Annotated in this window: 17 protein-coding genes and 1 pseudogene; 2 read left to right on the top strand and 16 right to left on the bottom strand. The window is 70.6% G+C overall.

The window, feature by feature from the left end; all coding sequences use genetic code 11:
- Nucleotides 1-30 precede the first annotated feature (30 nt).
- From ACFU9P_RS21815 to pgsA, 15 genes and pseudogenes are all read right to left on the bottom strand, one after another.
- Nucleotides 31-2,601 (bottom strand): RelA/SpoT family protein, encoded by a 2,571-nt coding sequence (locus tag ACFU9P_RS21815; protein WP_376386009.1) that lies wholly within the window; start codon nucleotides 2,599-2,601, stop codon nucleotides 31-33.
- A 189-nt stretch (nucleotides 2,602-2,790) separates the two neighbouring features.
- A complete protein-coding gene (locus ACFU9P_RS21810; RefSeq protein ID WP_376386011.1) occupies nucleotides 2,791-3,336 on the bottom strand; it encodes an adenine phosphoribosyltransferase in 546 nt (181 codons plus the stop codon).
- Nucleotides 3,333-4,454, bottom strand: coding sequence for a protein translocase subunit SecF (gene secF / locus ACFU9P_RS21805; protein WP_376386013.1), 1,122 nt, complete (start codon nucleotides 4,452-4,454; stop codon nucleotides 3,333-3,335). The genes ACFU9P_RS21810 and secF overlap by 4 nt, the downstream gene beginning before the upstream one ends.
- A gap of 1 nt (nucleotide 4,455) precedes the next feature.
- Nucleotides 4,456-6,228, bottom strand: coding sequence for a protein translocase subunit SecD (secD, locus tag ACFU9P_RS21800; protein ID WP_376386015.1), 1,773 nt, complete (start codon nucleotides 6,226-6,228; stop codon nucleotides 4,456-4,458).
- Nucleotides 6,229-6,368: 140 nt separating this feature from the next.
- Nucleotides 6,369-6,917 carry a preprotein translocase subunit YajC gene (gene yajC / locus ACFU9P_RS21795; RefSeq protein WP_384083283.1) on the bottom strand — a complete coding sequence of 183 codons (549 nt, stop codon included), beginning with the start codon at nucleotides 6,915-6,917 and terminating at the stop codon, nucleotides 6,369-6,371.
- A gap of 166 nt (nucleotides 6,918-7,083) precedes the next feature.
- Nucleotides 7,084-8,163, bottom strand: coding sequence for a Holliday junction branch migration DNA helicase RuvB (gene ruvB / locus ACFU9P_RS21790; RefSeq protein ID WP_376386031.1), 1,080 nt, complete (start codon nucleotides 8,161-8,163; stop codon nucleotides 7,084-7,086).
- 87 nt (nucleotides 8,164-8,250) lie between these two features.
- Nucleotides 8,251-8,877: a Holliday junction branch migration protein RuvA gene (ruvA, locus tag ACFU9P_RS21785; RefSeq protein ID WP_376386019.1), complete on the bottom strand. Its 627-nt coding sequence runs from the start codon at nucleotides 8,875-8,877 to the stop codon at nucleotides 8,251-8,253.
- Nucleotides 8,874-9,443, bottom strand: coding sequence for a crossover junction endodeoxyribonuclease RuvC (ruvC, locus tag ACFU9P_RS21780; RefSeq protein ID WP_384083280.1), 570 nt, complete (start codon nucleotides 9,441-9,443; stop codon nucleotides 8,874-8,876). The genes ruvA and ruvC overlap by 4 nt, the downstream gene beginning before the upstream one ends.
- Nucleotides 9,444-9,617: 174 nt before the next feature.
- Nucleotides 9,618-10,370 carry a YebC/PmpR family DNA-binding transcriptional regulator gene (locus ACFU9P_RS21775; RefSeq protein ID WP_376386023.1) on the bottom strand — a complete coding sequence of 251 codons (753 nt, stop codon included), beginning with the start codon at nucleotides 10,368-10,370 and terminating at the stop codon, nucleotides 9,618-9,620.
- 92 nt (nucleotides 10,371-10,462) lie between these two features.
- Nucleotides 10,463-11,083: a pyridoxal 5'-phosphate synthase glutaminase subunit PdxT gene (gene pdxT, locus ACFU9P_RS21770; protein WP_384083277.1), complete on the bottom strand. Its 621-nt coding sequence runs from the start codon at nucleotides 11,081-11,083 to the stop codon at nucleotides 10,463-10,465.
- A gap of 7 nt (nucleotides 11,084-11,090) precedes the next feature.
- Nucleotides 11,091-12,005 carry a pyridoxal 5'-phosphate synthase lyase subunit PdxS gene (gene pdxS / locus ACFU9P_RS21765; RefSeq protein ID WP_376386027.1) on the bottom strand — a complete coding sequence of 305 codons (915 nt, stop codon included), beginning with the start codon at nucleotides 12,003-12,005 and terminating at the stop codon, nucleotides 11,091-11,093.
- A gap of 164 nt (nucleotides 12,006-12,169) precedes the next feature.
- Nucleotides 12,170-12,715, bottom strand: coding sequence for a hypothetical protein (locus ACFU9P_RS21760; protein ID WP_376386029.1), 546 nt, complete (start codon nucleotides 12,713-12,715; stop codon nucleotides 12,170-12,172).
- Nucleotides 12,716-13,352: 637 nt separating this feature from the next.
- A pseudogene (locus tag ACFU9P_RS21755) lies at nucleotides 13,353-14,492 on the bottom strand (glycosyltransferase family 4 protein); the annotation flags it as partial.
- Nucleotides 14,489-15,418 (bottom strand): phosphatidylinositol mannoside acyltransferase, encoded by a 930-nt coding sequence (locus ACFU9P_RS21750; RefSeq protein ID WP_376373318.1) that lies wholly within the window; start codon nucleotides 15,416-15,418, stop codon nucleotides 14,489-14,491. The pseudogene ACFU9P_RS21755 and the gene ACFU9P_RS21750, both read right to left, overlap by 4 nt.
- Complete coding sequence (gene pgsA / locus ACFU9P_RS21745) at nucleotides 15,415-16,098, bottom strand: phosphatidylinositol phosphate synthase (protein ID WP_384083272.1); 684 nt, start codon at nucleotides 16,096-16,098, stop codon at nucleotides 15,415-15,417. Before pgsA ends, ACFU9P_RS21750 begins: the two co-directional genes overlap by 4 nt.
- 406 nt (nucleotides 16,099-16,504) lie before the next feature.
- Here pgsA and ACFU9P_RS21740 point away from each other — a divergent pair, with 406 nt between their 5' ends.
- Both ACFU9P_RS21740 and ACFU9P_RS21735 read left to right on the top strand, forming a co-directional pair.
- Nucleotides 16,505-18,712, top strand: coding sequence for an elongation factor G-like protein EF-G2 (locus tag ACFU9P_RS21740; RefSeq protein WP_384083269.1), 2,208 nt, complete (start codon nucleotides 16,505-16,507; stop codon nucleotides 18,710-18,712).
- 341 nt (nucleotides 18,713-19,053) lie between these two features.
- Nucleotides 19,054-20,709: a hypothetical protein gene (locus ACFU9P_RS21735; protein ID WP_384083267.1), complete on the top strand. Its 1,656-nt coding sequence runs from the start codon at nucleotides 19,054-19,056 to the stop codon at nucleotides 20,707-20,709.
- Nucleotides 20,710-20,734: 25 nt separating this feature from the next.
- On the opposite strand, the gene ACFU9P_RS21730 is transcribed toward ACFU9P_RS21735, so the two are convergent.
- On the bottom strand, nucleotides 20,735-21,316 hold the full coding sequence (locus tag ACFU9P_RS21730; RefSeq protein WP_384083264.1) for an HIT family protein: 582 nt from the start codon (nucleotides 21,314-21,316) through the stop codon (nucleotides 20,735-20,737).
- Nucleotides 21,317-21,328: the final 12 nt, after the last annotated feature.

Below are 21,328 nucleotides of genomic sequence, written 5' to 3'. Positions count from 1 at the left end.
CCCGTGTCTCTACGGCCTGCGCGGTCGTGCCTACGGCCTGCGTGCCGAGGTGACCCGGTAGACGTCGTACACGCCCTCCACGCCCCGTACCGCCTTCAGCACATGCCCGAGGTGCTTCGGGTCGCCCATCTCGAAGGTGAAGCGCGAGGTGGCGACGCGGTCGCGGGAGGTCTGGACGGCCGCGGACAGGATGTTCACATGCTGGTCGGACAGGACCCGGGTGACATCCGACAGCAGCCGGGACCGGTCCAGTGCCTCGACCTGGATGGCGACCAGGAAGACCGAGGACTGGGTCGGCGCCCACTCGACGCCCAGGATCCGTTCGGGCTGCTGGGAGAGCGAGTCCACATTGACGCAGTCGGCGCGGTGTACGGAGACACCATTGCCGCGGGTGACAAATCCGATGATCGGGTCACCGGGCACTGGCGTACAGCAGCGGGCGAGCTTCACCCAGACGTCCTCGACGCCCTTGACCACCACGCCCGGGTCGGCGTTCGAGCGGCGCTTGGTGCGCCCGCGCGAGGGCGGGGCGCTCTCGGCGATGTCCTCGTTGGCCGCCTCCTCGCCGCCGAGGGCCTGCACCAGCTTCTGTACGACGCCCTGCGCGGCCACATGGCCCTCGCCGATCGCCGCGTACAGCGAGGAGATGTCGGGATAGCGCATCTCGTGCGCCAGCGTGACCAGCGAGTCCCCGGTGAGGATCCGCTGGATCGGCAGGTTCTGCTTGCGCATGGCGCGCGCGATGGCTTCCTTGCCCTGCTCGATCGCCTCGTCGCGGCGCTCCTTGGAGAACCATGCCCGGATCTTGTTCCTGGCCCGGGGCGATTTGACGAAGCCCAGCCAGTCGCGCGACGGGCCGGCCCCGGACGCTTTGGAGGTGAAGACCTCCACCAGATCGCCGTTGTCGAGCGTCGATTCGAGCGGTACGAGCCGCCCGTTGACCCGAGCCCCTATGGTCCGGTGGCCGACCTCCGTATGCACGGCGTACGCGAAGTCGACCGGGGTGGCACCGGCCGGCAGCGCTATGACATCGCCCTTGGGCGTGAAGACGAAGACCTCGTTGCGCGAGAGGTCGAAGCGCAGGGACTCCAGGAACTCGCTGGGGTCCTCCGTCTCCTTCTGCCAGTCCAGCAACTGGCGCAGCCACGCCATGTCATTGACGGTGTCCTGGCCGGCGCCCTTGCCCGCGTGCCTCGGCACATCCGTACGGACCTTGGAGGCTCCGGCGACGGCCTCCTGCTTGTACTTCCAGTGCGCGGCGATGCCGTACTCGGCGCGGCGGTGCATGTCGAACGTGCGGATCTGCAGCTCGACCGGCTTGCCGTTGGGCCCGATGACCGTCGTGTGGAGCGACTGGTACATGTTGAACTTGGGCATCGCGATGTAGTCCTTGAACCGTCCGGGGACCGGATTCCACCGGGCGTGGACGGTGCCGAGCGCCGCGTAGCAGTCGCGGACGGTGTCGACCAGGACACGAATACCCACCAGGTCATAGATCTCCGCGAAGTCCCGGCCGCGGACGATCATCTTCTGGTAGACGCTGTAGTAGTGCTTGGGTCGGCCGGTGACGGTGGCCTTGATCCGGGCCGCGCGCAGATCGGACTGGACCTCGTCGGTCACTATGGCCAGATATTCGTCACGCTTGGGCGCGCGCTCGGCGACCAGCCGGACGATCTCGTCGTACATCTTGGGGTAGAGGATCGCGAAAGCGAGGTCCTCCAGCTCCCACTTGATGGTGTTCATGCCCAGCCGATGGGCCAGGGGCGCGTAGATCTCCAGCGTCTCGCGGGCCTTCTTCTCCTGCTTGTCCCGCTTGAGGTAGCGCATGGTGCGCATGTTGTGCAGCCGGTCGGCGAGCTTGATGACCAGGACGCGCGGGTCCTTGGCCATGGCGACGACCATCTTGCGCACGGTCTCGGCCTGCGCGGCCTCCCCGAACTTGACCTTGTCCAGCTTGGTGACGCCGTCGACCAGCAGCGCGACCTGCTCGCCGAAGTCACGGCGCAGGGTGTCCAGGCCGTACTCGGTGTCCTCGACGGTGTCGTGCAGCAGGCCCGCCATCAGAGTGGCCGGGTCCATGCCCAGCTCGGCGAGGATCGTGGTGACCGCGAGGGGGTGGGTGATGTACGGATCGCCGCTCTTGCGCTTCTGGCCGCGGTGCCAGCGCTCGGCGACCTGGTAGGCGCTCTCGATCTGGCGCAGCGTCGCGGTCTCGATCTTGGCGTCATTGCCGCGTACGGTCCGCAGGAGCGGTTCCAGGACCGGGTTGTACGGGGAGGAGCGCTGCACCCCGAGCCGGGCGAGCCGGGCCCGTACCCGGTTGGAGGAGCCACCCGAACGAGGGGCGGCCGTGGCGCCGGGCTTGGGGGCACTCAGCGGAGCGGCGGGCCTGTCCGGCGCGGGCCGCGCGGCGGGGGCGGGCTCCAGGGGCTCGGTGGGCCGGGCGTGCGTGATCTCCGTCGGGGTCCGCGCGGCCTGCTTCTCGGCCTTCTCGGCGGCGGTCGCCGCGGCGCCGGCGTGCGGCATCGCTGTCGCCGCCGCGGCCTGCTCGGTGTGGTGATCGGGCGTCGCGGCGGCCAGTGGCTGGATCTCTTCTGGCAAGAGCGCTCCTCATGCGGATCCAGGTCCCCCGGTCAGGCCCGGACCTCCATGGTATCGACCTCGGGCGTACCTCTCGCCCCAGGACCAGGGCTCCTCCGAACGCGGGACGGGCACCCGGTTGTTCCCGGGTGCCCGTCTGTTCGTACCGAGGTCGTGCGGTGTTGTCCAGAAATTCCGCGCCGTGACTGGTCAGAGCTTGATCAGGGCGTCCAGCGGGGCGCCGCGAAGCTCTGGTTCCAGCCGCGGCCTGCCGCCCAGGAAACCCAGTTCCATCAGGACCGCGACGCCCACCACCTCGGCGCCGGCCCGCCGGACGAGCTGGACCGAGGCCTCGGCCGTACCGCCGGTGGCGAGCACATCGTCGATGACGATGACCCGGTCCGACGCGTCCAGGTCCTCGGCGTGGACCTCCAGCTCGGCCGAGCCGTACTCCAGGTCGTACGCCTGCGACAGCGTGGCACCGGGGAGCTTGCCCGCCTTGCGTACGGGGATGAAGCCGAGGCCGGCCTTGACCGCCACCGGGGCGGCCAGGATGAATCCCCGGGCCTCCAGGCCGACGACCTTGGTGGCGCCGTGCCGCGTGCACAGCTCGGCGAGAGCGTCGGTCAGCGCCGTGAACGCCTTCGGATCGGCCAGCAGCGGAGTGATGTCCTTGAACATCACTCCGGGCTTGGGGTAGTCCGCGACATCACGGATACGGCTGAGCAGCAGCTCCCGGAGGCTGTCGTCCGTCATCTGCGCCTCCCGGACGGGCGGCCACCGCCGCCGCGGCCACCACGGCCCCGGGGACCGGCCGCCGCGGCCGCGGCCGGGGCCGCCTCACCGGGCTCGGTGTCCTCTTCGGTGTCCGCGTCGGCCGGACCGTCGGCCGTCTCGCCCTTGGCCGCCGCGGCGGCCCGCTTGTTGAGCACCCGCTTCTTCAGCGCCCTGATCTGCGGGTCGCGTTCCTTGAGGTCGGCGACGAGCGGGGTGGCGATGAAGATCGAGGAGTACGCACCGGCGGCGAGGCCGACGAAGAGCGAGAGCGAGATGTCGTTCAGCATGCCGGCGCCGAGGAAACCGCCGCCGATGAAGAGCAGACCGGCGACCGGCAGCAGCGCGACCACGGTGGTGTTGATCGAACGGACCAGGGTGCCGTTGATCGACCGGTTCGCGACCTCGCTGTAGGTCCAGCGGGTCTGTTTGGTGATGTCCTTCGACCCCTCCTTGAGACTGTCGAAGACGACGACGGTGTCGTAGAGGGAGTAACCGAGGATGGTGAGCAGACCGATCACCGTACCGGGCGTGACCTCGAAGCCGACGAGGGCGTACACACCGACGGTGATGGTGAGGTCATGGATCAGGGCGATCAGGGCCGCGACCGCCATCCGCCATTCGAAGGCGATCGCAAGATAGATCACCACCAGGATCATGAAGATCCCGAGACCCGTCCACGCCTTGTTGGCGATCGTCTCGCCCCAGCTCGGTCCGACCAGGTCGGCGTTGATCTTCGCCTCGTCGACATTGAGGTCCTCGGCGAGCTGGGTCTTCACCGCGTCGGCCTGCTTGGTGTCCAGTTCGGTGACCTGGATCCGCAGTCCGCCGTTGCCGAGCTGCTGGACGATCGCGTCGTGCCCGGAGGCCTTCTGGGTGTCCGACTGGGCCTGGGCCACCGAGACGCTGGTGCTCGGGACGGTGAAGACGGCACCGCCCTTGAACTCGATGCCCATGTTGAGGCCGCGTACGGCCAGGCCGACGATGGCCGTGATGGTGATCAGGATCGAGATCGCATACCAGAACTTCCGCTTGCCGACGAAGTCGTAGCCGACCTCGCCACGGTAGAGCCTGGCGCCGAGTGCGCCGAGTCGCGACATCTCACGCCTCCTTCGGTTCGGTGGGGGCGCTTGCACGGCGGGAACGGCGCAGCGGCGGCTTGGCGCCGAGCCGCTGGGGGTCGAGACCGGACCAGGAATGTCCGCTGGCGAAGAACTTCTTCTGGGCGAGGAGCGTCATCACCGGCTTGGTGAAGAAGAACACCACGACCACGTCGAGGACGGTGGTCAGACCGAGGGTGAACGCGAAGCCCTGGACCTTGCCGACGGTGACCAGGAAGAGCACCGCGGCGGCGAGGAACGACACGAAGTCGGAGACCAGGATCGTACGGCGGGCGCGCGGCCAGGCGCGCTCGACGGCCGGCCGGAGCGTACGGCCCTCGCGGATCTCGTCCCTGATCCGTTCGAAGTAGACGATGAACGAGTCAGCGGTGATACCGATGGCGACGATCGCTCCGCAGACCGCGGGCAGGTTCAGCGCGAAGCCGATGCCCGGGCCGAGCAGGGCCATGATCGTGTACGTCATGATCGCCGAGGCCGCGAGGCTGAGGATGGCGATCAGCGACAGACCGCGGTAGTAGGTCACCAGATAGATGACCACCAGGGCGAGGCCGATCGCGCCGGCGATCAGACCGGCGTGGAGCTGCTCACCGCCGAGCGCGGCGGTGACGGTGGTGACGCTCTGCTCCTCGAAGGTCAGGGGCAGCGCGCCGTACGACAGGATGTTGGCCAGGTCCTGGGCGGACTGCTGGGTGAAGCTGCCGGAGATCTCGGCGCTGCCGCCGAGGGTCTGGCTCACCGAGGGCGCCGAGACGACATTGCCGTCGAGGACGATGGCGAACTGGTTCATCGGCGGCTGCTGCTGGGAGAGCTTGCCGGTGATGGACTGGAACTTCTTGGTGCCGCCACCGGTGAAGTCCATGGTGACGATCCACATGCCGCGCTGGGGGTCGAGCACGCCCTTGGCGTCGTCGACGTCCGTGCCCTCCAGCTCGGCGGGGCCGAGGATGTACTTCTCCCACTGGTCCCCGGAGTTCTTGCCGCAGGCCACGATGGTGTCCTTGGGCGCGGCTCCCTGGTTGGCCTTGGTGCGCTGGGCCTCTTTGGTGCAGTCCAGGTCCGTGAACTTCTTCTCCAGCGCGGCGGTGGCCGGGTCCGCGGACGGTGTCGCGGAGGGGTCCGGGGTCGCCGGGGCGCTGGGCGAGCCGGAGGCGGAGCCGCTCGGGGTGGGGCTGGCCTTCTTCAGGGCGTCGGTGACGGCCCGGCCCTGGGTGGTGGCGCTCGACGAGGGCGTCGCCGACGAGGAGGGCTCGCTCGCCTTGTCCCCGCTGGCCGAGGTGCTCGGCGAGGGGCTGCCCGAGGGGCTGGGAGAGCCGCTCGCGGTCGGTGCCGGAGCGGTCTGGCCCCCGGCCGCGACGGTCAGCACCGGCCGGAAGTAGAGCTGGGCGGTGGTACCGACCTGCTCCCGGGCCTGCTTCTCGTTCGTCCCCTTGGGGATGTTGACGATGATGTTCTCGTCACCCTGGGTCTGGACCTCGGCCTCCGAGACACCAAGACCGTTGACACGCCGCTCGATGATGCTGACGGCGGTGTCCATATTGGTCTTGTTGATCGCGTTCGGCTTGCCCGGTGTGTTCTTCGCCTGGAGCGTGATGCTCGTACCGCCGGCGAGGTCGATCCCCAGACGTGGCGTGACATGACCGGACCAGAACATCCCGCCCGTGAGGGCGACCATGGCAATCAGGAACAGTGCCAGGGTGCGGCCCGGCCTGCCTGGGGACCCCGCTTGCCTTCGGCCCTTATTAGGTGCTGCCACCTTCTCGATTCTCCCTGTCCAACCGCCCCACGCCGGGTGTGCGCCGGAGCGGCCACGAAGTGTTGTGGGGACCAGCCCCCGCGGAATTCAGCACGGACCATGCTCCTCGGGCCGCGGTACGGCCCGCCGGCGCGGCCTGACTACTTCGCGCCGCCCTCGCCGTCGGCCTTGTCTCCGGCCTTGCCGGACGTGTCGGCCGCGTCGTCGGACTTCGCGCCCTTGGTGTCCTTGACGTCCTCGGCGGCGTCGTCAGCGTCGGCCCCTGACTTGGCGGCCTTGGCGTCGTCGTCCGTCCCGGTCTCCTTGACCAGATCGATCTTGCCGTCGTCCGTGGCGGCGGTGGCGTCGGCGTCGATCAGCGAGGAGGCGTCGTCCGGCACGACCGTACCGTCGGCCGCGAGGTCGTCGTCGCCGTGCACGATGCGGTTGTACTCGTCGTCGTCCAGGACCGCCCCGATGGCGTTCTTGGCGTAGACGGCGTGAACACCGGGAGCGACCTCCAGGAGGACCGTGTCGTCGTGCACCTCCTTCACGGTGGCGTACATGCCCCCGATGGTGCGGACGCCGGTGCCGGGCTGCATGTCGTTGCGCATCTGCACAGCGGCCTGCTGCTTCTTCTTGGCGGACCGGGTCATCAGGAACATGGCCCCGATGAGCACGATGAAGGGGAGGAGGGTCACGAGACTCACGGGAGGGAACTTCCTTCGCACGACCGCGCTGTCGAGCGGCCTGTTATATACGGGGGTGGGCACGCCGACCTGTAGGGGCGGCATCGGCGGAGTCTAAGCGAGTCCGCGTCGTTGGAACAACGCCCGGCACCGTACGCGGGTTCCTGGCCGGGCGTGCGGCTTCGCGTCACGTCCCGAACAGCCCCTGTTGTCCGCCCGCGCCCGGTGCGCGCTCCGGTGGTACGAGCCCGAGGTGGGCCCAGGCGGCGGGGGTGGCGACCCGGCCGCGGGGGGTACGGGCGAGCAGGCCCTCCCGTACCAGAAAGGGCTCGGCGACCTCCTCGACCGTCTCGCGCTCCTCCCCCACGGCCACCGCCAGGGTGGAGAGGCCGACCGGTCCGCCGCCGAAGAGCTTGAGGAGGGCCTGGAGCACGGCACGGTCGAGCCGGTCGAGGCCGCGCGCGTCGACCTCGTACACCGCGAGGGCCACGGCGGCCACCTCGCGGTTGATCTGTCCGTCGGCCTTGACCTGGGCGTAGTCCCGTACGCGGCGCAGCAGCCGGTTGGCGATCCTGGGGGTGCCACGGGAGCGCCCGGCGATCTCGGCGGCGCCCGCGGGGTCGATCTCCAGGTCCAGGAGTTGGGCGGAGCGGTGGATGACGCGCTCCAGTTCGGCGCTCTCGTAGAACTCCATGTGGCCGGTGAAGCCGAACCGGTCGCGCAGCGGGGGCGGCAGCAGTCCGGCCCGGGTAGTGGCGCCGACCAGGGTGAAGGGCGGCAGCTCCAGCGGGATGGCGGTGGCGCCGGGCCCCTTGCCGACGATCACATCGACCCGGAAGTCCTCCATCGCCATGTAGAGCATTTCCTCGGCGGGCCTGGACATCCGGTGGATCTCGTCCAGGAAGAGGACCTCGCCCTCCTGGAGGGAGGAGAGGATCGCGGCGAGATCGCCCGCGTGCTGGATGGCGGGGCCCGAGGTGATCCGGATCGGGGCGTTCATCTCGGCCGCGATGATCATGGAGAGGGTGGTCTTGCCCAGTCCCGGGGCTCCGGAGAGCAGGACATGGTCGGCGGTGGCGCCGCGCGCCAGGGCCGCCTTGAGCACCAGGTCGAGCTGCTCGCGGACGCGCTCCTGGCCCACGAACTCGTCCAGCGACTTGGGCCGCAGGGCCGCCTCGACGGCTTGGTCCTCGCCGTCCGCGGAGGCGCGGACGAGCCGCTCCGCCGCGGCGTCGGGCGTCTCGCCGCCGGTGTCGTCCCAGTTCACTCTCTGTCTCATCTCGGGGTAGGGCCTTGCGGGCAGGTCCTCGGGGGCCGGACGCTGTCCGGCCCGGGCGGAGCGCGCTCCGGCCGGCTAACGCGTTCTGTTCAGGCTCTGGAGCGCGGCGCGCAGCAACTGCGGTACGGGGGGCTGCGCGCCCTGCGCCAGGGCGGCCTCGGCCTGGGGCGTGACCTGGGTGACCGCCTCGTCGGCCTGGCGGGGTGCGTAGCCGAGGCCGATCAGAGCGGCGTGCAGTTGATCGTGCCAGGCGGCGGGGGCCATGGCGGCGGCGCCCTGGCGGCCGATGACCGTACCGAGCGGTTCGCCGAGCCGGTCCTTCAGCTCCAGCAGCAGCTTCTGGGCGCCCTTCTTGCCGATGCCCGGGACGGCCGTGAGCGCCTTCTCGTCGCCGGTGGAGACGGCGATGCGCAGGGCGTCGGGGGTGTGTACGGCGAGCATGGCCTGCGCCAGCCGGGGTCCGACTCCGCTGGCGGTCTGGAGCAGTTCGAAGACCTGGCGTTCGTCGTCGTCCGCGAAGCCGTAGAGGGTGAGCGAGTCCTCCCGTACGACCAGGGACGTGGCGAGCTTCGCGGGGCGGCCGATCTGGAGGGAGGCGAGGGTGCCGGGGGTGCACTGGACGGCCATGCCGACACCGCCGACCTCGATCACGGCCGTGGTCGGGGCGAGCGCGGCGACCGGGCCGCTGACGAACGCGATCATCGCGGGGCCTTCCGTACGGATGCGGTGGTGGGGCCGGCGGCGGGGACTCGGGAGGCGCGGGCCGCCGCCTGTGCCTGCTGGAGACGGTTGATGGCGGGCGCACGCCACAGATGGCAGATGGCCAGGGCGAGGGCGTCCGCGGCGTCGGCAGGCTTCGGCGGGGCGTCGAGGCGCAGCAGCCTGGTCACCATCGCGCCGACCTGGGCCTTGTCCGCCCGGCCGCTGCCGGTGACGGCGGCCTTGACCTCGCTGGGGGTGTGCAGCGCGACGGGTATGCCGCGGCGCGCGGCGCAGAGCATGGCGACGGCGCTGGCCTGGGCGGTGCCCATGACCGTACGCACATTGTGCTGCGCGAACACCCGCTCCACCGCGACGAGTTCGGGCCGGTGCTCGTCGAGCCAGGCGTCGATGCCGCGCTCGATGGCGACCAGACGCTCGCCGGTCTCGGCGTCGGCGGGCGTACGGACCACACCCACCCCGAGCATCGTCAGCGGGCGTCCCGCGGAGCCCTCGACGACACCGACACCGCACCGTGTCAGTCCGGGGTCAATGCCCAGCACCCGCATCGCGCCCTCCCCTCACTTCACTGCGTGGTCGCCGTGGTCGCCCCTGTGCCGCCACGGATCAGCGCTGCTCAGCACAGTATCGGTCGGCACTGACAACGCGACGGGCCGGCGGAGTGGTGTCCCCGCCGGCCCGTTCGCCGAAGCTCCGTCAGGAGCCCTGTCAGGAGCCCCGTGTCAGGCGTCGACCTTCTCCATGACGTCGTCCGAGACATCGAAGTTGGCGAAGACGTTCTGGACGTCGTCGCTGTCCTCCAGCGCGTCGATCAGCTTGAAGATCTTGCGCGCCCCCTCCTCGTCCAGCTCGACCTGCATGGTCGGGACGAAGGTGGCCTCGGCGGAGTCGTAGTCGAGACCGGCCTCCTGGAGCGAGGTGCGGACCGCGACCAGGTCGGTGGCCTCGCTGAGCACCTCGAAGGACTCACCGAGGTCGTTGACCTCCTCGGCGCCCGCGTCCAGGACAGCGCCCAGCACGTCGTCCTCGCCCAGGTCACCCTTGGGGACGATCACAACGCCCTTGCGGTTGAAGAGGTACGAGACGGAGCCCGGGTCGGCCATCGAGCCGCCGTTGCGGGTCATCGCGACGCGGACGTCGGAGGCCGCGCGGTTGCGGTTGTCGGTGAGGCACTCGATCAGGACGGCGACACCGTTCGGGCCGTACCCCTCGTACATGATCGTCTCGTAGTCCGCGCCACCGGCCTCAAGACCGGCGCCGCGCTTGACGGCCGAGTCGATGTTCTTGTTCGGCACGGAGCTCTTCTTCGCCTTCTGGATGGCGTCGAAGAGGGTCGGGTTGCCCTCGACATCGGCGCCGCCGGTGCGGGCCGCGACCTCGATGTTCTTGATCAGCTTCGCGAAGAGCTTGCCGCGCTTGGCGTCGATCACGGCCTTCTTGTGCTTCGTCGTAGCCCATTTAGAGTGGCCGGACATCTGCCTGTCTCCTTCGCGTAACCGGTTCTGCCTCTGCTCGGCAGAGATCCTACCGGGACTGGCTCGCCCGCCCGTCACCCAACCGCCACCCCTCAAGGAGCGCTGACGCGCGCACCTTCTGATGCGTCCCGGACCATCTCCGTGAAGAGGCGGTGCAGTCGGTGGTCGCCCGTGAGTTCCGGGTGGAACGAGGTCGCCAGCGCGTTGCCCTGCCGTACGGCGACAACGTGCCCTCCGTAGGAGGCGAGCACTTTCACCTCCGCGCCCACCGACTCCACCCAGGGCGCACGGATGAAGACACCCTCCACGGGACCGCCGTCGACGCCGTCGACCTCCACGGCCGCCTCGAAGGACTCGTTCTGCCTGCCGAAGGCGTTCCTGCGGACGATCATGTCGATACCGCCGATGGTCTCCTGGCCCGAGCGGGGATCGAGGATCTTCTCGGCCAGCATGATCATCCCGGCGCAGGTGCCGTACACGGGCATCCCGTCCCGTACCCGGGCGCGCAGTGGCTCCAGCATCCCGAAGAGCGCGGCCAGCTTGGACATGGTGGTGGACTCGCCGCCCGGGATGACCAGGCCGTCGACCTCGGCGAGTTCGTCCGGGCGCCGGACGGTCCTGGCCTCGGCGTCCGCCGCGGCCAGGGCGCCCAGATGCTCCCGGACGTCGCCCTGGAGCGCCAGGACGCCGATCACAGGGGTGCGCGTGCTCATGCGGGCGTTACCAGCCGCGCTTCGCGTAGTGCTCGGACTCCGGCAGGGTGTCGATGTTGATACCGACCATGGCCTCACCCAGATTCCGGGAGGCGTCCGCGATGATCTTGGGGTCGTCGTAGAACGTGGTGGCCTTCACGATGGCGGCGGCGCGCTTGGCCGGGTCGCCCGACTTGAAGATGCCGGATCCGACGAAGACGCCCTCGGCGCCGAGCTGGCGCATCAGCGCCGCGTCCGCGGGGGTGGCGACACCGCCGGCGGAGAAGAGCACCACGGGCAGCTTGCCGAGCGCGGCGACCTCCTTGACGATCTCGTACGGGGCGCGCAGCTCCTTGGCGGCGGCGTACAGCTCGTTGTTGTCGAAGCCGCGGAGCCTGGCGATCTCGTTCTTGATCTGGCGCAGGTGACGGACCGCCTCGACGACATTGCCGGTGCCGGCCTCGCCCTTGGAACGGATCATGGCCGCGCCCTCGGCGATCCGGCGCAGGGCCTCGCCGAGGTTGGTGGCACCGCAGACGAAGGGGGTGGTGAACGCCCACTTGTCGGAGTGGTTGACCTCGTCGGCGGGGGTCAGCACCTCGGACTCGTCGATGTAGTCCACACCGAGGGACTGGAGGACCTGTGCCTCGACGAAGTGGCCGATCCGGGACTTGGCCATGACGGGGATCGAGACGGCGTCGATGATGCCCTCGATCATGTCCGGGTCGGACATCCGGGCGACGCCGCCGTCCTTGCGGATATCGGCGGGAACCCGCTCCAGGGCCATCACGGCGACCGCGCCGGCGTCCTCGGCGATCTTCGCCTGGTCCGGCGTGACGACATCCATGATCACGCCGCCCTTGAGCTGCTCGGCCATACCGCGCTTGACGCGCGCGGTGCCGGTCTCGGCGGACTGAGGGGTGGTGGGGAGCGGGCTGGACACGAAGCGACCTCACTGGCTCACTGGCTGAAAAGGACGGGGAACTGCCGAATAAGGGAACGCCCCGGGTGCGGTCCACAGCAAGGGCCAATGAACAGGCGGTGGATCGTTCTCAACGCGGAGGGGCCGGGGCGGGGGCGGGGTCGGGTCGGGCCGAGGGGGCCGGTTCAGGTGCCGGGGCGGTCCGCCAGCGCTACGGGCGGCTCGTCGTCCATCTCGAAGGCGAGCGGGAACGGGGCGTGGCCGGCGAGCCGGAACCAGCGGACCATACGGTGCCGGCGCAGGGCGCGGGCGGCGCGTACGGCGTCGTTGTGGAACCGGCGGGCCATCGGTACGCGCCGTACCGCCGCGGCGAGTTCGCCCGCGGCCTCCTCGCCGCCGGGGGCCGCCCGTACCGCCTCCACCTGAGCCGCCTCCCCGAACACGGCCCGCAGCGCCTGGCTCAGCTCGCTCTCGGCGACCTCGCGCTGCTCCTCCTCGGCCTGGCGGGCGGCGTGCGCGGCCTGGTACAGCACGATGGACGCGGCAGGGTCCAGTACGCCGGAGGTGGCCAGCTCCTGGGTGACCGAGGCGCGCCGCAGCAACTGCGCGTCGAGGGCGGCGCGGGCGGCGTCGATACGGGTGTGCAGCCGGTCGAGGCGGCCGGCGGTCCAGCTCAGGTAGAGGGCGGTGGCGACGACGGCGACGACGATCCAGACGAGAGTTTCGGTCACGCGGGGCAGGCTACCGGGGCGTTCTCAGTGACCGGGGGGATGTCCCCCACCCCGCCCCTTCCCGAAACCGGGGGCAGGCCCCCGGACCCCCGGCCCCCTCCTGCGGAGGGGGAAAACCGTGGGGCTGACGCCCCACCCCCCAATGGCGCCAGCTTCGCGGCGCCCAACGCACACCGGACCGCGCCGGCTTCGCGGCGCTCGCGCCAACGGCGGTACGGGCCGACGTCCGCGTTCCCGCCGACGCACACCGGGCCGGCACCCCGCACCCCCGACGGCGCCGGGCTTCGCGGCGCCTACGCCAACGGCGACACAGGCCAGCGCCCGCGTCCAGCCAACGGGCACCGGGCCGTCGCCGGCACCCTCAACGGCCATACGGGCCAGCGCCCGCGCTCCCACCAACGCACCCCCGACGGCGCCGGCTTCGCGGCGCCTGCGCCAACAGCGATACAGGCCAGCGCCCACGCACACCGGGCCGGCACCCCGCTCGCGTGCGACGCGCCGCCCCTTGCGCCGTCCACGCGGCACCAAGCACGCGGTGTCAGGCCGGGGACGGTGACGTGCCTGTGCGGTATTGGGGGTCTGTCGTCGGGGTTGTGGGGCCCGTGGTCGTGCCGTCGTGTTCGCCTCGGCGGAAGAGGCGGCCGCGCAGGCCCGTGCGGTCGTCCGCCGCCACCGACGCCGCGCCGTCCGTCACCGTTTCGTAGACCGCGAGGATGTCCGCGCCGACCGTGGACCAGTCGAAGCGGCGGACATGGGCGCTGCCGCGTTCGCGGAGGGCCTCGCGGCGCGGGGCGTCGCCGAGGAGGCGGACCGCCGCGCCCGCCAGCGCGTCCGCGTCCTCGTTGGTGAAGAGTTCGCCCGCCGCCCCCTGGTCCAGGACCTGCGCGAACGCGTCCAGGTCGCTCGCCAGCACCGCCGCGCCCGCCGACAGCGCCTCGACCAGGATGATGCCGAAGCTCTCGCCGCCCGTGTTGGGCGCGATGTACAGGTCGACACTGCGCAGCAGCCGCGCCTTGTCCTCGTCGCTGACCATCCCGAGGAACTCGACCCGCGACCGCATCTTCTTGGGAAGCGACCCCACCGCCTCCCTCTCGTCCCCGCGCCCCGCCACCAGCAGCCGGGTCTCCGGATAGACCGCGAGGATCTTCGGCAGGGCCTTCATCAGCACCGGCAGCCCCTTGCGCGGCTCGTCGATCCGCCCGATGAACCCGATCGTCCGCCCCTGCCACGCCGGATTGACCTCGGCCTTGGCGAAGAAGTCGACATCGACACCGTTCGGGATCACCACCGCGTCCCCGCCGAGGTGCTCCACCAGCGTCCGCCGCGCGTACTCGCTCACCGCGATCCGCGCGCTGATCTTCTCCAGGGCGGGCTGGAGGATCGGATACGCCGCGATCATCGCCCGCGACCGCGGATTCGAGGTGTGGAACGTCGCGACGATCGGCCCCTGCGCCGCCCAGCAGGCGAGCAGCCCCAGCGACGGCGAGGTCGGCTCATGGATATGGATCACATCGAACGTGCCGTCGTGCAGCCAGCGCCGTACCCGCGCCGCCGACAGGAAGCCGAAGTTCAGCCGCGCGACCGAGCCGTTGTACGGCACGGGCACGGCCCGCCCCGCCGAGACGGCATAGGGCGGCAGCGGCGTCTCGTCGTCCGCGGGCGCCAGGACGGACACCTCGTGGCCGAGCCTGATCAGATGCTCCGCCAGGTCCCTGATGTGGAACTGGACGCCGCCGGGCACATCCCACGAGTACGGACAGACGATGCCGATTCTCACAGCGGGCCCCCAGCAGAGCCGCCGGTCCGCCCTGGTTCGAGATCCGCGAGCCACAGCCGTTGCAGCATGTGCCAGTCCTCCGGGTGCTCGGCGATTCCGGTGGCAAAGACGTCGGCCACCGCCTGTGTCATCACAGACGTCTTTTCGGCCCGCGTACCTGACTCCGGCACCTCGACCGCCGGATGCACCCGCCCCCGCATCACCGGCGAGTCGTCGTACCAGAGCGTCGCCGGCAGCAGCAGCGCCCCGGTCTGCTGGGCCAGCAGCGCGGGCCCGGCCGGCATCCGGGCCGTCTGACCGAAGAACTCGACCTCGACCCCGGAGGCCGACAGATCGCGGTCGGCGACCAGACAGACCAGCCCGCCGCTCCTCAGCCGCCGCGCCAGCGCCCCGAACGCGGAGCCACCGGTGTGCGGCAGCACCTCCATGCCCAGGCTCTCGCGGTACGCCACGAACCGGTCGTACAGCGACTCCGGCTTCAGCCGTTCCGCGACCGTCGTGAACGGCACGCCCTGCCCCCGGGTGAGCCAGGCCCCCGCGAGATCCCAGTTGGCCAGGTGGGGCAGCGCCAGGATGACGCCCCGCCCGGCCGCGAGCCCGTCCGTCAGCGCGTGTATGTCCTTGATCTCGACACCGCCGCTGACCCGCTCCGTACTCCAGGCGGGCAGCCGGAACGACTCCATCCAGTACCGCATGTACGAGCGCATCCCGGCCCTGGACAGCTCCGCGAGCCGCTCGGGCCCCGCGTCGGGCACGACCCGCGCCAGATTGGCTTCGAGGCGCAGCACGCTCTTGCCGCGCCGCTTCCAGGCGGTGTCCGCGATGGTCCGGCCGAGCCCGGTGGCCACGGGCTCCGGGAGCTTCTTGACCGTGCTCCAGCCCAGCCCGTACAGGATGCCGGTCAGCCGCTCGCTCGCACCGCTCATGACGCGCTCCCGCTCCCCGCGCTGCCGGGCCCCGGTCCGGCCGCTGCCGCCGCGTCGGCCTCCGCGGACTCGCGCCGTACGGTCACGACCCGCTGCCCCAGCGTCACCGCACTGCCCACCGCCACCGCCCACAGCGCGATCGGCAGCAGGATGTCGATCCCCGGCACACCGAACGCGTGCAGCCCGGCCAGACCGGCCGCGACCAGCGAGATCACCAGCCGCTCCGCCCGCTCGACCAGCCCGTTGACGGCGACCGGCAGCCCGATGGACTCGCCGCGGGCCTTGGTGTACGAGACGACCTGACCGCTCGCCAGACAGAAGATCGCGACGGCGCACAGCGCGTTGTCGTCGCCCTTGCCCGCGTACCAGAGCGCGAAGCCGCCGAAGATCGCCCCGTCGGCGACCCGGTCGAGCGTCGAGTCGAGGAAGGCGCCCCAGCGGCTGGAGATCCCCGCCTGCCTGGCCATATTGCCGTCGACGAGATCGGAGAACACGAACAGGGTGATGACGATCGTGCCCCAGAAGAACTCCCCGCGGGGGAAGAAGACCAGGGCGCCCGCCACCACTCCGGCAGTGCCGATCAGTGTGACGGCGTCCGGACTCACTCCGCGCCGGAGCAGAAACGCCGCGAACGGTGTGAGGACACGCGTGAAGAATGCACGCGCGTACTTGTTCAGCATGGCCTTCCCGAGGTTCGGTGGGCCGAGCGGCCCCGACGGCCACCGGCTAGGTCCTGTCCGGCCGGTCTTCGCTGCCGGCCGACGGTGTCCGGTGCCGTGCGTCGCAAGGCGGAGGATCGCCCTGTACGGAACGTACTTGGGCGAATCCGACAGCGCAGCGAGGGGCGGCCGGACAGGACCTGGCCCATCGTAGCCACGACCCTCACACCGTACCGCCGGGCACCCACAGCACGCCCCCGCGTACGACGTATGGACGCACCATGGCCGGAGTGCGAAGCTCGAAGGACCACCGCGGGCATCGCCGGAGCTGCCGCGGCGGCTCCCCCGGCCCGCGCCCGCACATTCCCTCCATATCCCCCATCCCCTACCAGACTCGCCACCCGCGAGCGACCGGGAGGCAGGAATCATGGGCGACAAGGCGCAATCACACACCGGGGCCGCCGGCAGGGCGGCGACGGCCGACCGGCCCGCCTCCGTACGGAATGTGGTGCTGGTCGGCCACAGCGGCTCAGGCAAGACGACCCTCGTCGAGGCCCTCGCGCTCACCGCGGGCGCCCTCAACCGGGCGGGCCGGGTCGAGGACGGCGGCACGGTCTCCGACTACGACGAGATCGAGCACCGCCAGCAGCGCTCCGTACAGCTCTCCCTCGTCCCGGTGGAATGGGGCGGGTACAAGATCAATCTGCTGGACACCCCCGGCTACGCCGATTTCGTCGGGGAACTCAGGGCCGGTCTGCGGGCAGCGGACGCGGCCCTCTTCATTGTGTCGGCCGCGCAGGAGGCGGAGGCCGTGGCGGACACCACCCGCGCGGTGTGGGAGGAGTGCGCGGCCGTCGGCATGCCGCGCGCGATCGTCGTCACGCATCTCGACACGGCCCGCACCGGCTTCGACGAGATGGTCCGGCTGTGCGGCCGGATGTTCGGCGGCGACGACCCCGACGCCGTACTGCCGCTGTACCTCCCGGTGTACGGGCCCGAGGGCCCCGACGGGCACGCGCAGGCCACCGGGCTCGGCTGCCCGCTCTCGCGGTGCGTCTTCGACTACGCCTCCGGGGAGCGGCGGGAGAGCCCGCCCGGTGCGGGGCTGGAGCCGCGGATCGAGGAGGCCAGGGCCCGGCTGATCGAGGGGATCATCGCCGAGAGCGAGGACGAGACCCTCATGGACCACTATCTCGGCGGCGGCGAGATCGATCTCAAGACGCTGATCGGGGATCTGGAGAAGGCGGTGGCGCGCGGCATCTTCCATCCCGTGCTGGCCGCGGCCCCCGCCCCGCCCGGCGCCCGGCAGGGCCTCGGCACCGTCGAGCTGCTCGATCTGATCGCGGGCGGATTCCCGAGCCCGCTGGAGCGCCCGGCCCCCGAGGTGACCACTCCGGAGGGCGCCCCGCGCCGGGGGATCCACTGCGATCCGGAGGGACCGCTGGTCGCCGAGGTGGTCAAGACCGCCTCCGATCCCTATGTCGGCAGGATCTCTCTCGTACGGGTCTTCTCGGGCACCCTGCGCCCCGACGAGCTGGTGCATGTCTCGGGCCACGGTCTGACCGACCGGGGGCACGAGGACCACGATGTCGAGGAGCGGGTGGGCGCGCTCTCGTCCCCGTTCGGCAAGCAGCAGCGCGTGCTGGGCCACTGTGTGGCCGGGGACCTGGCCTGTGTCGGCAAGCTCTCCAGCGCCGAGACCGGGGACACCCTCTCCGCCCAGGACGATCCGCTGCTGATGGAGCCCTGGACCATGCCCGACCCGCTGCTGCCGCTGGCCGTCCAGGCCCACAGCAAGGCGGACGAGGACAAGCTGTCCCAGGGGCTGGCCCGGCTGGTCGCCGAGGACCCGACGATGCGTCTGGAACAGAACCAGGACACCCATCAGGTGGTGCTCTGGTGTCTGGGCGAGGCGCATATGGACGTGGCGCTGGACCGGCTGCGCAGCCGGTACGGCGTCCAGGTCGACGCCGTACCCTTCAAGGTCGCGCTCCGGGAGACCTTCGCGGAGAGCGCGGCGGGGCGCGGCCGGCATGTGAAACAGTCCGGCGGCCACGGCCAGTTCGCGATCTGCGAGATCGAGGTGGATCCCCTGCCGCCGGGCTCCGGTGTGGAGTTCGTGGACAAGGTGGTGGGCGGCGCGGTGCCGCGGCAGTTCATCCCGTCCGTGGAGAAGGGCGTACGGACCCAGGCCGCGCGGGGGATCGCGGCGGGCCATCCGCTGGTCGACATCCGGGTCACGCTGCTCGACGGAAAGGCCCACTCGGTGGACTCGTCCGACGCCGCGTTCCAGACGGCGGGCGCGCTGGCGCTGCGCGAGGCGGCCGGTGACGCGGCGATCCATCTGCTGGAACCGGTCGCCGAGGTACGGGTGTTGATCCCCGACGAGTACGTGGGGCCGGTGATGAGCGACCTCTCGGGACGGCGCGGCCGGGTCGTCGGCACCGAACAGGCAGGCCCTGGAAGGACGTTGGTCAAGGCCGAGGTGCCGGAGCTGGAGATCGGACGGTACGCGGTGGAGCTGCGGTCGGTCACACACGGCACGGGCCGCTTCAGCCGCTCGTACGCCCGTCACGAGCCGATGCCGCCGGGGGTCGCGGACCGGCTCCGTGAACAGGAGGCGAGCATCGTCTAGTGCCGCGACCGGCAATGTTTGCCCGTCAAGGAGCGGCGTCCGGTGCGTGCGATCGCAAGGCGGCCGGAAGCCCTCGTAGCGGAGCTACTTGGGCTTGTGGCCAACGCCGCGAGCGTGCGTGCAGGGCGACGCGACGGGGCAAACGTTGCCGGGAGGGGCACTAGTTCGAGCACTGTCCGGTTGACACCACCGGTCCGATATACGCCGGTGGCTGAAGACAGACAGCCCCATGACGCGGAAGGCGCCGCACGGTTACGCTGTGGTGCCCAGCTCAGCACGTGTGCGGGGCGCGCGGGCCGGGAACAGTGGCGGCAGCGGATCCTTGCGGCGAGGGGGCGGCAGTGGCGGACGGCGGATTCGACTTCAGCCCGGGGGCACAGATCCCGCTCCAGGGAGGGACCGGGCAGACCGCGGCGACGAACGCGCTCGCTTCGGTGTCCTACCGGGACAGCCCGATGGAGGACATCCTCAAGGCCGACAACGAGATTCACAAGTCCAAGGTGACCAAGGGCAGGTTCTCGCTGTTCGAGCCCAATCTCGGCGAGGCGTTCGCGCGGGCCCTGCACATGCGTACGCTCGGCGGCGGCCGGGGAGCGCTCATCCAGTCGTTCGGCATGGAGCCGCAGACCGTGGTGCTGCACGCGCTGGCCGCACAGCGGATCCGCAAGGACCGCGACATCAAACTCACCGCGGTGACCGCCCTGTTCGGGCTGGTCTTCCTGCCCGGGCTGCTGGTCTGGCTGGGGGTCTTCCAGCTCCGCCGTACCCTCGCGGGTTCGAAGGACCGGCGCTCGGGGCTGATCGGCACCGGAGTGCTGCTGGGCGTGGGCCTGCTGGCGGTGATCCTGCTGCTGCGGCTGCCGTTCGACGGCTTCCTCGGCTGGTACGTACGCGGCGCGATCGTCGGCCCGGTGATCGGCTGGGTGCTGGCCCGGCGGATCTGCGAGACCACCGCGAAGGATCTACGGGCCCGCTGGTCCGATCTGCTGGCCGGCGGCGGCCTGGGTGCCAAGGTGCCCGAGGCCGTCCCCGGGAACCCGGGCGACGCCAGGCGCGAAGCCATCCGTACGGGCGTGGAGAAGCTGACCGCCGAGCAGCACTCCAATGTCGTCTTCTACGCGGGCCCCAAGGGCATTCTCGGCATGGGCACCCGCTGGGGAAGCTGGCAGCTCGCCGAGGCCCTGGTGCCCAAGGACCCCGGCAAGGAGATCCACCAGTTCCGCAGCTATGACGTGATACGCGCGATCCACGACCAGCTCAAGCTCCTGGAGCGCGGCCCGATCAACTCCGGTGGTTTTCCGCCTCCTTCGGTCAAGCACTGGATCGTCTCAGCCGTCGGGGAGGGCGCCGGCTCGGTGTCCCGGCCCGATGGCCAGGATGTGGACGGGTATCAGTTCAAGAGCCACGCCATACAGAAGATCTGCAACGAGCAGCAGTTCGGCGCCGGCAATCGCCACTATCTCGGGGTGCAGTTCGTCCTCTGGGACGGCCAGTTGGTGATCACGATGATGATCACGGTGACCGTGCTGCACGAGACCCTGCGGATCGAGGTCTCAGGACATGCGCTGGGTCCGATCCACGGGCTCTTCACCTCCGGCCCCTCGGCCAAGACCGTGAGCCGGCCCAAGACCGTCCGGTTCTGGGAGACCACCTCGCGGACCCTGCCGCTGGTGGAGCCGAAGGAGGCGGTCCGGCTGGCGGTGCGGGCGCCCTTCACCTGGTATCCGCCGATCCTGGACTTCCTCGGCGGCAAGATCGCGCTGCCCGAGCCCTTCGGTCTGCGGCACCCCTGGGCCGAGCAGCCGTGGAAGCACCGCTTCATGGCCGATGACGCGATGCGCGCCGCCACTCCCGTCCTGCGGGTGGCGCACAAGGCGGCGCTGCGGGTGCTGGACGAGCACGGGGTGGACACCTCGGGCTTCAGCAGCCGCGCGGCCTCCCTCTTCGGCGCGGTGCAGGACCCGTCGCCGAAGAAGGTCGACGCGTACGACGCGTGAGCCGCGCCCTGCCCGCACGGGCTGTCTACGGCCTGTTTTCGGGATCAGGCTGTACGGGCCAGGCCTCCGCGAGCATCGCGCGCGTATCGGCGAGGAGCTGCGGAAGCACCTTCGTATGCCCGACGACCGGCATGAAGTTGGTGTCGCCGCCCCAGCGCGGCACCACATGCTGGTGGAGATGGGCGGCGATCCCCGCGCCTGCCGAGACCCCCTGGTTCATCCCGATGTTGAAGCCGTGCGCGCCCGAGGCGGTACGGAGCGCGGTCATCGCGTGCTTGGTGAAGAGAGCGAGTTCGGCGGTCTCCGCGTCGTCCAGATCCGTGTAGTCGGCGACATGGCGGTACGGCACGATCATCGAGTGGCCGCCGTTGTACGGATAGAGGTTGAGCACCGCGTACACCCGCTCGCCGCGCGCGACGATCAGTCCGTCCTCGTCGGACTTGGACGGGATGGAGCAGAAGGGACAGCCGTCCTCGGCGCCAGGACCGGTGGGCTTGTTCTCGCCCTGGATATAGGCCATCCGATGGGGCGTCCACAGGCGCTGGAACGCGTCCTGGGTCCCCACTCCGATCTGCTGCTCCGGCTCACTCGTCATGCTGTGCAGCATATGACTTCGGCC

It is taken from the genome of Streptomyces sp. NPDC057617 (genome assembly GCF_042800555.1).
GTDB lineage: Bacteria > Actinomycetota > Actinomycetes > Streptomycetales > Streptomycetaceae > Streptomyces.
This window is presented reverse-complemented; position numbering and strand designations above follow the sequence as displayed.

What these genes read in the sequence shown, in the direction of transcription:
- ACFU9P_RS21740 (WP_384083269.1), top strand. Translation starts at nt 16,505, where the DNA reads ATGGGCGACAAGGCGCAATCACACACCGGGGCCGCCGGCAGGGCGGCG.
- ACFU9P_RS21810 (WP_376386011.1), bottom strand. Translation starts at nt 3,336, where the DNA reads ATGACGGACGACAGCCTCCGGGAGCTGCTGCTCAGCCGTATCCGTGAT.
- ruvC (WP_384083280.1), bottom strand. Translation starts at nt 9,443, where the DNA reads ATGCGGGTGCTGGGCATTGACCCCGGACTGACACGGTGCGGTGTCGGT.
- ACFU9P_RS21750 (WP_376373318.1), bottom strand. Translation starts at nt 15,418, where the DNA reads ATGAGCGGTGCGAGCGAGCGGCTGACCGGCATCCTGTACGGGCTGGGC.
- pdxT (WP_384083277.1), bottom strand. Translation starts at nt 11,083, where the DNA reads ATGAGCACGCGCACCCCTGTGATCGGCGTCCTGGCGCTCCAGGGCGAC.
- ACFU9P_RS21730 (WP_384083264.1), bottom strand. Translation starts at nt 21,316, where the DNA reads ATGCTGCACAGCATGACGAGTGAGCCGGAGCAGCAGATCGGAGTGGGG.
- ruvA (WP_376386019.1), bottom strand. Translation starts at nt 8,877, where the DNA reads ATGATCGCGTTCGTCAGCGGCCCGGTCGCCGCGCTCGCCCCGACCACG.
- pgsA (WP_384083272.1), bottom strand. Translation starts at nt 16,098, where the DNA reads ATGCTGAACAAGTACGCGCGTGCATTCTTCACGCGTGTCCTCACACCG.
- ACFU9P_RS21775 (WP_376386023.1), bottom strand. Translation starts at nt 10,370, where the DNA reads ATGTCCGGCCACTCTAAATGGGCTACGACGAAGCACAAGAAGGCCGTG.
- secF (WP_376386013.1), bottom strand. Translation starts at nt 4,454, where the DNA reads ATGTCGCGACTCGGCGCACTCGGCGCCAGGCTCTACCGTGGCGAGGTC.